This window comes from Nioella sp. (genome assembly GCF_964229645.1).
GTDB lineage: Bacteria > Pseudomonadota > Alphaproteobacteria > Rhodobacterales > Rhodobacteraceae > Nioella.
In genome coordinates, this window is the sequence record NZ_CAXREX010000302.1 from 1 (window position 1) to 11,520 (window position 11,520).

Genomic DNA, 11,520 nt, shown 5'->3' on the forward strand with positions numbered 1-11,520 from the left:
TCTTCGTCCACGATCGCGTAGAGAGCGCAGCCCCCGGTCCCGCAATAGGGGGCCATGGCCATGGTCGAGCAGTGCAGGAACTCGGCGTCGAGGATCACCTCTGGCACTCCGTCGCCGGTGAGGTCCACGGAATTGGTCGACTCCTCGCCCACCAAAAGCTCGCCGTTTTCGAAACTGGCGCAGTCTGCGGTGGCCTCGGCCATCAGCGCATCAAGGGCTGACTGCGCTTGGGCGGAAGCCGCAAGACAGGTGAGGAGAACGGCAATCAAGAACGGGCGCATCTGGCACCTCCCACGATATGGAAATGTCCGAAGTCTACGCCTGTTTTTGCCCGTGGCAAAGGAGCCGCGTCAGGCCAGGGCAGGCAGGCCCTTCACGACGCCTTCTTGCACCACGTCGGGATCGTAGGCCTTGCGGGAAAAGACCTCTCGCACCATCGGCTCGAAAAACTCCAGCGGTTCGTAGTCGTAGTCCGGATCGAACGAGGACTGGTCCCACCTTTCGCAGAAATCCGCGCAGCTTTGCCAACAGGGGTGATCCCGGAATCGGTCGCGCGCATCCTTGTCCCATCCGTAGTGGTGACCGTAGTAGAACATCTGGAAGATACCGTGGTGTTCGACGGTCCACGCCACCTCGTCACGCACGAAGGGCCGGATGACTTCGGCCGAGAACCGGTCGTGGTTCTGGGGGGCAAGCCCGTCGCCGATATCATGCAGAAGCGCCCCCCCGACCCAGTCGATATCCGCCCCCTCGCGAAAGGCGCGCGTGCCCGATTGCAATCCGTGTTCCAGCCGGGTTATGCGGTAGCCTTCCAGCGAGACCTCACCCTGCCGGCGCAACTCGTCCATCACGCGGTCGGCTGTCAGGGCCAGGTAGGGTTTTTCGAGCTTTTCCAGAAGCTCGTAATCCTCTTTCGTGCCGTCCTTCATCTGGGTGAAGCTGACCTTCTGATCCGTCGTCATCGGTTCATCCTCTCACTGCATCTTGGGGGCGTAGAGCCCGACCTGGTTTTCGGCCCCCGCCGTCAGCGCCGCGGACTGGGCGGCGAGCACCTCGTCATAAAGGGCAAGCGACGCGGGATCAAAGAGCCGCGCCGGCGGGGCCACGTTGATCCAACCCTGCATCTCGTCCTTGCCGCGCACAAGCATCGCGTAGTCGCGGGCAAGATCGGGCTGGCGCACCTCGGGCGTGACATAGCGGATTGCCATGCCAATGCGCCGGTCGTCGGACATGTTGGGCCCGGAGGCGTGGAAGGTGCGGCCGTGATGGAACGACATCTCGCCGGGTTTCAGCGCACCGAAGACGGCTTCATCCTCGTTGATGCCCGCGATCTCTTGCCCACGCGACAGAAGGTTGTCCTCGCCGAAGGTGTCGGCATGGGGCACGATGGCGTTCTTGTGGCTGCCGGGGATGAAACGCATGCAGCCTGCCTTGACCGACACGTCAGACAGAGCCAGCCAGGCGGTCAGCTCCTCGTCCGTTTCGCCCATGCCCCAGTAGGTAATGTCCTGGTGCCAGGACACGACCTTGGTGGTGCCCGCTTCCTTGATGAACAGTTCCACTGACCAGACCAGAAGATTGGGCCCGAGGATCGAGGATACGGCATCGAGAATGCCGGGTTCCGCAGCGATGCGGTGAAGCAGCGGAATGACCAATTGGCCGTTCACGCGGAAAAACTGGTTGAGACTGTGGCCCCCGGCCCCTTGCCCATGATCCGCCTCCAGCGCCTCGACTTCTTTGCGCAATCTGGCGGTGGTTTCGGTGTCGAAGGCGCGGATCGGGTGCAGGAACCCGTCCCGCGCGTAGCGTGCGACCTGATCTGCGGTCAGTTGGCCCACCATGGCATGCTCCCATACTGATCATTCCGCTCCAGCCTGAAAGCCGCCCTATGCCCTGTCCCACCCGTTTACGACAGGTCAGCTGTCGCGATTCTTCAATGAAACCGAGAATCGCCAAAGATAATCGTTGCCATAAAGGGGATCACCAGATTTCATACGGCGCGTAATGGAAGGGAAATATCCCGAAACATATCAATAGGGAGAAGTGTGATGGGCAAGCGCGACGAATTGATCGCCAAATATGCCGAGGACCTGCGCAACAAGTGCGGGATGGAGCCGGACATGGACCTGCTGACCAAGGTCACCATCGGCTGCGGTCCGGCGATCTATGACGCGGACGCCTCGACGGTTGCCGGGTCCCAGCCGGGCGAGCTGGAGACGGTGAAAAAGAATTTCCTTATGAAGAAGCTGGGCCTGTCCGACGGGCCGGAACTGGATTCTGCCATCGACTCGGTGATCGAGACCTATGGCCGGTCCGAGCGCAACAAGTACCGCGCCGTGATCTACTACATGCTGGCCAAGCATTTCGGCAAGGAAAGCGTCTACGGCTGATCCGGACGCTGCCACAGAGAGGGGCCCGCCGCACAGGTGGGCCTTTTTCGTTTCTTCTTTGGCTAAAATCCTTGGGGCATTTCCGTTGAAGCCTGGGCGCTTCGGCGGCTATGGTCCCATCGTCCCGGCCAGGATGGCGGACCCTCATAGAACACGTGCGGAGCGAGTGGATGCGCGTGGGTACAGGAGGGTCCCGGGGGGTCGGGGCCCTCCTTCTTGTTTCAGAACAGCATCAGCACCACGCCGATGATGGTGCAGCCAATCACCGGGTAGCCGCCGTCGATCCAGATCAGCGATTTGCCCCGCAGGCTGTACATCACGTTGTTGACGACCCAGGGTGCCGCCACGAAAAGGCCGAGCCCGGCCCCCACCATAAGCCCGCCGCCCACGGTGGTGATCCCTGCGCTGGCCAGGATGTGCCGGGTCATGCCCGCGACCAGGATGGCCATGAGGAAGCTGACGATATAGGGCTTGGGATCCCCCCGGTCGATCTGGTCCTCGCTCAGGCCGTTGGCCTCCATCCAGGGCTGGGCCAGGACCATGTACCAAAGCGCACCGAAGATCCACGCGGCTGCCCCCGCGACCAGGACGTTGAGAAACTCCATGACGTTCCCTCCAGTTGAACTGTCCCGAAGCATGCCACGGGCCAAGCACAACCTTAAGCGGAAAAGTCGCCCATGGCGCAGATGATGTCCCACTCCGCCTGCGTCACCGGCTGCACCGAGAGGCGCGAGTTCTTGACCAGCACCATGTCGGACAGACGCGGGTCTGCCTTGATGTCGGCCAAAGTCACAGGCGTTGCGAAGGGGCCCACGGCCTTGATGTCCACGCAATCCCAACGGGGATCGTCGGTGGTGCTGTCGGGATGGGCCAGGGCCGAAACCTCGACCACGCCGACAACGGCCTTTTCGCTTAGCGAGTGATAGAAGAACCCGCGGTCACCCAGTTGCATCTCGCGCATGTTGTTGCGCGCCTGGTAATTGCGCACACCGTCCCATTGTTCGCCCGCCTCACCGCGGGCAACCTGCTGGTCCCAGGACCAGGTGTTGGGCTCGGACTTGAAGAGCCAGTAACGCATCAGCCGAGCACCTTGTTCCACGCCTCGATCCGGACCTTCTCGAAAAGGCCTGCCTTGGCGTAGGGGTCGTTCGCGGCCCAGTCCTGCGCCCCGGCACGACCGTCCGCTTCGATCACGACGAGCGATCCGATCATCTCGCCCGCTTCGTTCAGGAACGGGCCGGCATGCACGACGGGCGTGGATTTCAGGTAGGCGATATGCGCGTCCCGGTTGGCCTTGCGAAGCTCAAGATGTCCGGGTTTGTCGGTGCAGATAAGGGCATAGAGCATGTGGGTCACTCCGGTTTCAGGGGGCGGTTGAGAAGGTCGGCAATCACTTGCGGCACGGTCGCATGGCCCTGGCAAAGCGCGGCAACCGCGTCGGCCACGGGGGTATCCAGGCCCGGCATGGCCGCAAGCTCGATGGCCGTGGCAGCGCCTTCGACGGTGGCGCGTTCATCCAGCGGGCGCGCTCCGGCCAAGGACAGCCCGTGGCGGTAGTTGCGCGATTTTTCCGAGGTGCAGGTCAGCACGAGATCGCCGAAGCCAGAGAGGCCCGAAAGCGTTTCATCCCGCGCGCCCCAGGCTGCAGCCACGCGGCGCATCTCAGCGAAGCCGCGCGCCATGAGCGCCGCGCGGGCGCTTTCCCCAAGACCCGCCCCGATCACAACGCCCGCGGCAATGGCGATGACGTTCTTGAGCCCGCCGCCGATCTCGGCCCCGATCAGGTCCGTCGTGCGGTATAGGCGCAACGTGGGCGTCGACAGCCGTTCCTGCATGACCGCGCCAACCGCGTCGTCGGCAAAGGCAAGCGTCAGGGCCGTGGGCAGGCCCGCCGCGATATCCTCGGCGAAGCTTGGGCCCGTCAGCGCGCCGACCGTTGCATAGGGCATATCAGCGGCGATGGTGGCACTTGGGCTCAGCCCCGTTTCCCGGTTGATCCCCTTGGAACAGGCCACGACGGTCACCCGGCGTTTCGACAGAAGGCCCGTCACCTCCCCCAGTTTCTGCGTGGGCACCGCCATCAACAGCAGGTCGGAAGTGAGGTCAGACAGCTCAGCGGTTACACGCAGCCCATCGGGCCGCGCATGGCCGGGCAATCGGCGGGTGTTTTCACGCGCGGCCTGCAGCCCGTCGGCCCCGGCCCGCGCCCATAGGGTCACCTCGGCCCCCGCCCGGGCCAGCGTGATGGCCAGCGCCGTTCCGAACGCACCTGCGCCTGCCACATCCACCCGGTTCATGCCTTGGCCCCTTTCTTGCCGGACCCGATCAGCGCTGGGCTGGTGCGGTCAAGCGGCCAGCGCGGACGCGCGGCAAGGTCCATGCCGTCACGTTGGCCTTCACGGTAGGCCTCCCACCCGGCCCAGGCAATCATCGCGGCGTTGTCGGTGCACAGCTTAAGCGGCGGAGCGAGGAACGGCACATCCTGCGTGGCGGCCACATCCTCGAGCGCCGCGCGCAAGGTCTGGTTCGCCGCCACACCGCCAGCCACTGCGAAACAGGTCAGGTCGGATTGCCCTGCCAGCGCGCGGCGGGATTTCTCTGCCAGCACGTCGCGCACGGCAGCCTGGAAGGACGCGCAAAGATCAGCGCGATCCTGTTCGTGCAGACCGCCCTGTTCGGCGACCAACCCGTCGCGCGTTCTGAGCACGGCGGTCTTGAGACCGGAAAAGGACATGTCGCATCCCTCTCGATCGAGCAGGGGGCGCGGAAGGGCAAAGCGCCTGGAGTCGCCCTCACGCGCCGCGGCTTCTACGGCAGGCCCGCCCGGCTGCGGCAGACCCAGGAGCTTGGCGACCTTGTCGAAGGCCTCGCCCGGGGCATCGTCGATGGTTCCGCCGAGGCGCGTGAAATCGTCGGGTCCGTCCACGCGCAGGAACTGGCAATGCCCGCCCGAGACCAGAAGCATGAGGTCAGGGAAAGAAACCCCATCGGTCAGCCGTGGGGTCAGGGCATGTCCGGCCAGGTGATTGACGCCAACAAGGGGCACGCCAAGCCCAAGCGCGAGCCCCTTGGCGCACATCACTCCCGACAGGACGCCCCCGATCAGCCCCGGACCGGCGGTGACGGCAACGGCGTCGATCTCGGACAAGGCGATGCCTGCCGCTTCAATGGCCTGCTCCACCATCAGGTCAAGCCGCTCGGCATGGGCACGGGCGGCGATTTCCGGCACCACGCCGCCATAGGCTTCGTGCAACTCGGTCTGACTGCTGACGACCGATGACAGAAGCTTTGGCCCGCCGTCGACGCGCAGCACGGCGGCTGCGGTGTCATCGCAGCTGCTTTCAATACCGAGGATGGTCAGGCGGTCGGTCATGGTGGGCGTCGTTGCACAAGGGGTGCCTCGCAGGTAACACTCCCCCCGATGCCTGACAATGCCACCCCCGCTATCCTGCTGACGCGCCCCGAGGCGCAGGCAGAGCGTTTTGCCGCGTCCTGCCGGGAGAGGTTCGGGGATGCGGTCGAGATCGTGCTGGCCCCGATGCAGCGGGTCGTTCTGGGCCCCTTGCCCGAGCTGCCGGAAAAGGCGGCGATGATCTTCACCTCGGAAAACGGCGTTCGCGCCTACGCGGCCGGTGGCGGCGCAGCAGGGCGGATGGCCTATTGCGTCGGCGACCGGACTGCGGACGCGGCCCGCGCGGCGGGGCTCGTCGCGCGATCTGCTGGCGGGGCAACGGGCGAATTGCTGGACTTGATCCGCTCCGAAGCCCCGAAAGCCCCCCTGGTTCACCTGCACGGGCGGCATGTGCGCGGCAACGTGGTGGGTGCCCTTGTGGATGCGGGCTTCGCGGCACAAGGTTTCACGGTCTACGACCAGCAAGACCTGTCGCTGAGCCATGCGGCGCGCGCACTGCTTTCCGGTCCCCGCCGGGTGATCGCGCCACTCTTTTCCCCGCGCAGCGCAGCGCTTCTGGGGGCCGAGCTGGTCGAAACGGCAAACGTCGCCCTGCCCTGCATCAGCGCGGCAACCCGCGACGCCCTGCCCCCCGCCCTTCACGGACTGGCAAGCATCGCCGAGACCCCGACCGGCGCCGCGATGCTCAATGCGGTGGCGAGACAACTTTGCCCCTAGCCCTCGCGGTCGCCCCCGTGCGACCCTATCTGTGACTCGGCGCTGCGGCATGGTCCTTGCTGCGGCGCGTCAAGGACAGATTGAAGGAATACTGCGTTGGCCGACCCGACGACGACCCCCACAGACGATGAAGACATCCACGCCGGTTCCAACGAGGAGATGACCGCCTCGGAAGCGCCTGAACAGGTCGAGGATGCCGAGATCGTGGACGAAAGCCCCGAGCCCGTGGAAGAGCCTTCGCAAGAGGCACCCCATGCCCCGCTGCCTGCCCCGGCGGAGCCACGCCGGGGACCGGGCGTCGTGCCCCTTTTGTTGGGGGGCGTGGTGGCCGCAGGGCTTGGCTATGGTGCCGCCTACATGGGGCTGTCCTCCGGGAACGCGCAGGATGACGGCACCGCCGCCGCCCTTGTCGCGCTTCAGGAAACGCTGGAAGGTCAGACAGCAACCCTTGCCGCGCTTGCCACCCGCACGGCAGCGCTTGAAGGCCAGATCGAGGCCATGCCCCCCGCGCCCGAGCCGGTGGACCTTGCCCCTCTCGGGGCCCGGATCGACGCGCTTGGTGCCCGGATCGACGCGGCGGGGGGGCAGATCTCGGGCCTGACGGACCGCATCGCCTATCTTGAAACCCTGCCGCTTGGCACTGGCGGGGAAGGCGGCGGCAACTCTGCCGCTCTTGCCGCTGCCGTCGCCCAGATGCAGGCCGCCCTGCAGGAACAGACCGCGAGCCTTGCCGAACAACAGGCCGCGAACGAGGCCATGGCTGCCGAATTGCAGGCTGCTGCCACCGCTGCCGAAGAACGGATCGCCGCCGCCGAAACGCGGGCCGAGGCGCGCGTCAGCGCAGCAACAGCGCAGGCAGCGCTTGGCCAACTACGCATCGCCGTGGCAACCGGTGCGCCCTTTTCGGGCGCGCTGGCTGACGTTGCTGCCGGGGCAGAGGTCGAGGTGCCCGATGCCCTCGCCGCGGCGGCGGAAACCGGGGTTCCCACCTTGGAGGAACTGCAATCGAGCTTCCCTGCCGCCGCCCGCGCCGCGCTTCCGGTCGCGATCCGCGAGACAGCGGGCGAAGGCACCATGAACCGCGTCACCGCCTTCCTGCAAAGCCAGGTCGGGGGCCGCTCGCTGGAACCGCAGGATGGCGACAGCGCCGACGCGGTGCTGTCGCGGGCCGAAGCCGCACTGCGCGAGGGGGACCTTGCAGCGACCGTGGCCGAATTGTCCGGCCTGCCTGACGAGGCTCTGGCCATGATGGCCGACTGGAGGGCCAGTGCCCAAACCCGCATTGCAGCACTGGAGGCGATGGACGTCTTCGCCGCCGCGCTTGATGCCGCCAACTGAGGGGGACCGACATGCTGCTCTGGTCCGTTCTGAAAATCATCGCCTTCGTCCTGGCCGTGGTCGCGCTCACCTTCGGAGTGGGCTACCTGATGGAATCGAGCGACGTCTTGCTGGTCACGGTTGCCGGGCGCGAGTTTGCCCTGACGCCGCTTTCCGGGGTCATCGCGGGGCTCGCGCTGCTGCTGGCGGTCTATCTGGTGCTGCGCCTTCTGGGTTTGCTTCTGGCTGTCGTGCGGTTCCTGAACGGGGACGAAACCGCGATCTCGCGCTATTTCAACCGCCGCGCCGAGCGCAAGGGCTACCAGGCGCTGTCCGAGGGCATGCTGGCGCTTGCCTCGGGCGAAGGGCGCCTGGCAATCCGCAAGGCCGAGCGCGCCGAAGGCTATCTCAAGCGTCCCGAACTGACGAACCTCCTGGTGGCACAGGCTGCCGAGATGGCGGGCGATACGGCCAAAGCCACCCAGACCTACAAGAAGCTGCTGGAAGACGACACAACGCGCTTCGTGGGCATCAGGGGGCTCATGAAGCAGAAGCTCGTCGCCGGCGATACGGACACCGCGCTGAAACTGGCCGAGAAAGCCTTCATGCTCAAGCCGCAGCATGGCGAGGTTCAGGATACGCTTCTGCGGCTGCAAGCCGGGGCGGAGGACTGGGCCGGGGCCCGTCAGACGCTGGCGGCCAAGCTGAAGTCGAATGCCCTGCCGCGCGACGTCCACAAGCGCCGCGATGCCGTGCTGGCCCTGGCCCATGCCCGCGATGCGCTGGCAGAAGGCCAGATCGAGGCCGCGCGCAAGGAAGCCGGGGATGCCAACCGCCTGTCGCCCGACCTTGTGCCTGCCGCCGTGATGGCCGCGCGCATGGCGATCGAGGAAGGCAAGCCCAAGGTCGCGGCCAAGGTGATCCGCAAGGCCTGGGATGCGGCCCCGCATCCCGACCTGGCGGCGGCCTTTGCCGGGATCGAACCGGGGGAAACCCCTGCTGCACGGCTCAAGCGCTTTCGCGTGCTCTTTGCCCGCCACCCGGATGATGCCGAGGTGAAACTGCTGGAGGCCGAACTGAACATCGCAGCCGAGGACTACGCCGCTGCCCGCAAGGCGCTTGGCGACTTGCCCGAAACCGCCCCCACGGCCCGGTCGTTGACGATCATGGCCGCCATCGAGCGGGGCGAAGGCAGCGAAGACCGGGTGGTGCGCGGATGGCTGGCCAAGGCCGTGACCGCCTCGCGCGGGCCGCAATGGACCTGCGAGGCCTGCGGCCATGTCCATGCCAACTGGCAACCGGTCTGCGAACAATGCGAAAGCTTCGACACGCTGGCCTGGATCGAGGCCCCGCAAAGCGAATCTGCCCTCGCCGGCACCGCCCAGATGCTGCCCCTCATCGTGGGCGCGCTGGAGGACCGCTCGAACATGCCGGAGGTAGAGGCCACCGTCGTCGAGGACGCGCCTGCACCCGATGCAGAACCCGTGATCGTGGACGTGGATTCGGAAGCCGAAGAACAGGACCGCGATCCCCACGCCCCGGGCCACATGCCCCCCGACATGGGCGAGGTCTCGGAGCAGGTTGAAAGCGAAGAGACCCCGCGCGCCACCGCAAATTAGGTCTGTTCAAGGTCGGGCAGGCTTGCTAATAGCCTGCCCGCGTGCCGATGTAGCTCAGCTGGTAGAGCAACGCATTCGTAATGCGTGGGTCGGGGGTTCGAGTCCCGTCATCGGCACCATGATTTCCCCTTGGCGCAGTCATTCAACTCGCGGAAGCATCTGCTTGATCGAAGGGTTGTCTGTGGTGGGCTGCGGAAGCCTTGCCTCTGGTCTTGTCGACCTCTTGCAGGCGCTCAGGCCGCGGTTTGCCGTTCCTTTTGTTTCAGCCGGGCTTCCAGCCACGACACCAGTCCCTCGGCTACTGGTGGCAATTCTGCGGCCAGACCGCCTGAGAAATCCATGAATGCTTTCGCATTCAGGCCATTCGTGCCGACAAGAACCGGGATATCCTGCATCACCGCCTCTGCAATGAGATCACGAAACCCGCGCCCCGCGGCCTCGTGCTTGCCGAACTTGTTGAGGATCAGGCAATCGACACCAGGTGCGAAGGACGCCGTGACGTGGCCCACGGCAGCCTCCAGCGCGCTTGGGTCGAGGCGGCAACCGTGCGAGGCGCGCCCGAGGCTTTGCGAGATGCGGATCACCGGACCGGCAGGCAAGACCTTCACGTCCATGTCGCACGGTCCGGCATCGGCCCGATCCGTGTTGATCTGGACAGTTCCTCGAACTCTGTAGCCCCGGGACAGGAGCGTATCGGCGACGCGCGCGAGGATCAGGTCGGTGTCGCCGCGTCCGGGGGCCATCGTGTAGGCGATATGCATGGGAAGTCCTCAGTTGCAGTGAAAGGGCATGAATTCGACCAACGCGCCCTGCGGCAGGTGGTCGGTTTCGGCCGGTAGCATCAGCACGCCATCGCAGAGCGGCAGGCCGGCCACGCGCGCTGAATGGGTCGCGCCGTCGAAACGAACGACTTCCCTGCCCTGCGCATCGAAGCCGCAAATCTGGGCAGGGCGGAGCTCGCACCGGCCCGGTTTGCGCCGGATCGGGTCCGCCAGCACCACATGCCGTCGGACCGGGCGGGGGTCCGTCTGCCCGCCAAGGCGGCGCAGGATTTCCGTACCAAAGAGCTGCCATGTCAGTAGGGCCGAAACCGGATTACCGGGAAGCCCAAGCCAAGTCGCACGGTCGATGCGCCCGGCCGAGACGGGCTTGCCGGGTTTCATCGCGACGCCACTGAACAGTGTCTTGCCTCCAAGCCGCTCAAAGACCGGCTTAACGAAGTCAGCCTCGCCGACCGAGATGCTCCCGGTCGTCACAAGGAGGTCTGCCCGCGCGGCGAGCGCCTCGACCTGGGTGACCAGGGCCGTGGGGTCGTCGGTTGCGGTCTCTACGGCGACAAGCTCCACCGATGGGATCGACAGGCAGGCGGTCAGCACGGGGGTGTTGATGTCCCAGATCGCGGCATCACCAAGGGACTGCCCGGCGGCCTGCACCTCGCTTCCTGTCACCAAGAGCGCGGTGCGGATTCGACGGGACACGGGCACCGAGCCATGCCCTGCTGCTGAGGCGACGGCAATTTCGCGCGGGCCAAGCAGCGCGCCTTTTGACAGGACCTCTGCCCCTTTCTGCATGTCTTCACCTGCCCGGCGAATGTTCTCTCCTGCCTGCGGGCGGCGGATGATGCAGACGGCTCCCCCCTCAAGGGTCACCTCTTCTTGCATGATGACCGCGTCGGCAGCTTCTGGCAGGGGGGCACCGGTGAAGATGCGCGCAACCGTGCCGGGGGGCAGGGCCGGGCCGCTCTGACCAGCGGCGACACGGGCTGCAATCTGCAAATGCCAGGGGCCCGCGCCCGGCAAGTCCGAGAGGCTGAGCGCGTATCCGTCCATCGCCGCGCTATCAAAGGGCGGCGTGTTGGCCCGTGCCTTCAGCGGATGGGCCAGAACCCGTCCTGCTGCGCGGGCAAGGGGCACTTCCTCGACGCCCCCAAGCGGTGTGACACCTGAGGCAATCCGTTCGAGCGCAGCGTCGATGCTGACAAGCCCCTTGCGCGCGATCGCACTATCGCAGCCGCAGCCATGGTTTTCGATCGGCAAGGCAATCGTCATGCGGACGTCTCCTGCAG

At 65.9% G+C, this 11,520-nt stretch carries 13 protein-coding genes, 1 tRNA gene and 1 pseudogene; 5 read left to right on the forward strand and 10 right to left on the reverse strand.

Features of this window, described 5'->3' with window-relative positions:
* The 3 genes and pseudogenes from ACEQXV_RS19010 to ACEQXV_RS19020 form a co-directional block, all read right to left on the reverse strand.
* Nucleotides 1-281: pseudogene (locus tag ACEQXV_RS19010) on the reverse strand (hypothetical protein); the annotation flags it as partial.
* A 69-nt stretch (nucleotides 282-350) separates the two neighbouring features.
* Complete coding sequence (locus tag ACEQXV_RS19015; RefSeq protein WP_370270482.1) at nucleotides 351-962, reverse strand: HD domain-containing protein; 612 nt, start codon at nucleotides 960-962, stop codon at nucleotides 351-353.
* Between the two features lie 12 nt (nucleotides 963-974).
* Complete coding sequence (locus ACEQXV_RS19020; RefSeq protein ID WP_370270484.1) at nucleotides 975-1,841, reverse strand: phytanoyl-CoA dioxygenase family protein; 867 nt, start codon at nucleotides 1,839-1,841, stop codon at nucleotides 975-977.
* Nucleotides 1,842-2,048: 207 nt separating this feature from the next.
* Between ACEQXV_RS19020 and ACEQXV_RS19025 the strand changes: the two genes are divergently transcribed.
* The gene (locus ACEQXV_RS19025; RefSeq protein WP_370252410.1) at nucleotides 2,049-2,390 is read left to right on the forward strand and encodes a DUF2853 family protein; all 342 of its coding nucleotides are present in this window, start codon (nucleotides 2,049-2,051) and stop codon (nucleotides 2,388-2,390) included.
* A gap of 221 nt (nucleotides 2,391-2,611) precedes the next feature.
* Here the strand turns inward: ACEQXV_RS19025 and ACEQXV_RS19030 are convergent, their stop codons facing one another.
* The 5 genes from ACEQXV_RS19030 to tsaD are packed head-to-tail and all read right to left on the reverse strand — an operon-like array spanning nucleotide 2,612 to nucleotide 5,763.
* Nucleotides 2,612-2,995, reverse strand: a complete 384-nt coding sequence (locus ACEQXV_RS19030; RefSeq protein WP_370252412.1) for a DUF1761 domain-containing protein — start codon at nucleotides 2,993-2,995, stop codon at nucleotides 2,612-2,614.
* Between the two features lie 53 nt (nucleotides 2,996-3,048).
* On the reverse strand, nucleotides 3,049-3,468 hold the full coding sequence (locus tag ACEQXV_RS19035) for an EVE domain-containing protein (protein ID WP_370270485.1): 420 nt from the start codon (nucleotides 3,466-3,468) through the stop codon (nucleotides 3,049-3,051).
* Nucleotides 3,468-3,737, reverse strand: coding sequence for a YciI family protein (locus tag ACEQXV_RS19040; protein WP_370252414.1), 270 nt, complete (start codon nucleotides 3,735-3,737; stop codon nucleotides 3,468-3,470). The genes ACEQXV_RS19035 and ACEQXV_RS19040 overlap by 1 nt, the downstream gene beginning before the upstream one ends.
* Nucleotides 3,738-3,742: 5 nt before the next feature.
* Entirely contained in the window at nucleotides 3,743-4,687 is a 945-nt protein-coding gene (locus ACEQXV_RS19045) for an NAD(P)H-dependent glycerol-3-phosphate dehydrogenase (protein WP_370270486.1), read from the reverse strand.
* Nucleotides 4,684-5,763, reverse strand: a complete 1,080-nt coding sequence (tsaD, locus tag ACEQXV_RS19050) for a tRNA (adenosine(37)-N6)-threonylcarbamoyltransferase complex transferase subunit TsaD (RefSeq protein WP_370270488.1) — start codon at nucleotides 5,761-5,763, stop codon at nucleotides 4,684-4,686. The genes ACEQXV_RS19045 and tsaD overlap by 4 nt, the downstream gene beginning before the upstream one ends.
* 48 nt (nucleotides 5,764-5,811) lie before the next feature.
* On the opposite strand from tsaD, the gene ACEQXV_RS19055 reads away from it, so the two are divergent.
* The 4 genes from ACEQXV_RS19055 to ACEQXV_RS19070 all read left to right on the forward strand — a co-directional run bounded on the left by ACEQXV_RS19055 (nucleotide 5,812) and on the right by ACEQXV_RS19070 (nucleotide 9,574).
* Nucleotides 5,812-6,519, forward strand: a complete 708-nt coding sequence (locus ACEQXV_RS19055) for a uroporphyrinogen-III synthase (RefSeq protein WP_370252418.1) — start codon at nucleotides 5,812-5,814, stop codon at nucleotides 6,517-6,519.
* A gap of 96 nt (nucleotides 6,520-6,615) precedes the next feature.
* On the forward strand, nucleotides 6,616-7,857 hold the full coding sequence (locus ACEQXV_RS19060) for a COG4223 family protein (protein WP_370270489.1): 1,242 nt from the start codon (nucleotides 6,616-6,618) through the stop codon (nucleotides 7,855-7,857).
* A 14-nt stretch (nucleotides 7,858-7,871) separates the two neighbouring features.
* Complete coding sequence (locus ACEQXV_RS19065) at nucleotides 7,872-9,455, forward strand: heme biosynthesis protein HemY (RefSeq protein WP_370270493.1); 1,584 nt, start codon at nucleotides 7,872-7,874, stop codon at nucleotides 9,453-9,455.
* A gap of 43 nt (nucleotides 9,456-9,498) precedes the next feature.
* A tRNA-Thr gene (locus ACEQXV_RS19070) sits at nucleotides 9,499-9,574 on the forward strand.
* A gap of 114 nt (nucleotides 9,575-9,688) precedes the next feature.
* Here ACEQXV_RS19070 and ACEQXV_RS19075 read toward each other — a convergent pair.
* A complete protein-coding gene (locus ACEQXV_RS19075) occupies nucleotides 9,689-10,216 on the reverse strand; it encodes a DUF2478 domain-containing protein (protein WP_370270490.1) in 528 nt (175 codons plus the stop codon).
* 9 nt (nucleotides 10,217-10,225) lie between these two features.
* Nucleotides 10,226-11,520: gephyrin-like molybdotransferase Glp (gene glp / locus ACEQXV_RS19080; protein WP_370270492.1), on the reverse strand; the 1,295-nt coding region annotated here is incomplete at its 5' end.

Coding starts and splice junctions, on each gene's coding strand:
- ACEQXV_RS19015 (WP_370270482.1), bottom strand. CDS start 962: ATGACGACGGATCAGAAGGTCAGCTTCACCCAGATGAAGGACGGCACG.
- ACEQXV_RS19020 (WP_370270484.1), bottom strand. CDS start 1,841: ATGGTGGGCCAACTGACCGCAGATCAGGTCGCACGCTACGCGCGGGAC.
- ACEQXV_RS19025 (WP_370252410.1), top strand. CDS start 2,049: ATGGGCAAGCGCGACGAATTGATCGCCAAATATGCCGAGGACCTGCGC.
- ACEQXV_RS19030 (WP_370252412.1), bottom strand. CDS start 2,995: ATGGAGTTTCTCAACGTCCTGGTCGCGGGGGCAGCCGCGTGGATCTTC.
- ACEQXV_RS19035 (WP_370270485.1), bottom strand. CDS start 3,468: ATGCGTTACTGGCTCTTCAAGTCCGAGCCCAACACCTGGTCCTGGGAC.
- ACEQXV_RS19040 (WP_370252414.1), bottom strand. CDS start 3,737: ATGCTCTATGCCCTTATCTGCACCGACAAACCCGGACATCTTGAGCTT.
- ACEQXV_RS19045 (WP_370270486.1), bottom strand. CDS start 4,687: ATGAACCGGGTGGATGTGGCAGGCGCAGGTGCGTTCGGAACGGCGCTG.
- tsaD (WP_370270488.1), bottom strand. CDS start 5,763: ATGACCGACCGCCTGACCATCCTCGGTATTGAAAGCAGCTGCGATGAC.
- ACEQXV_RS19055 (WP_370252418.1), top strand. CDS start 5,812: ATGCCTGACAATGCCACCCCCGCTATCCTGCTGACGCGCCCCGAGGCG.
- ACEQXV_RS19075 (WP_370270490.1), bottom strand. CDS start 10,216: ATGCATATCGCCTACACGATGGCCCCCGGACGCGGCGACACCGACCTG.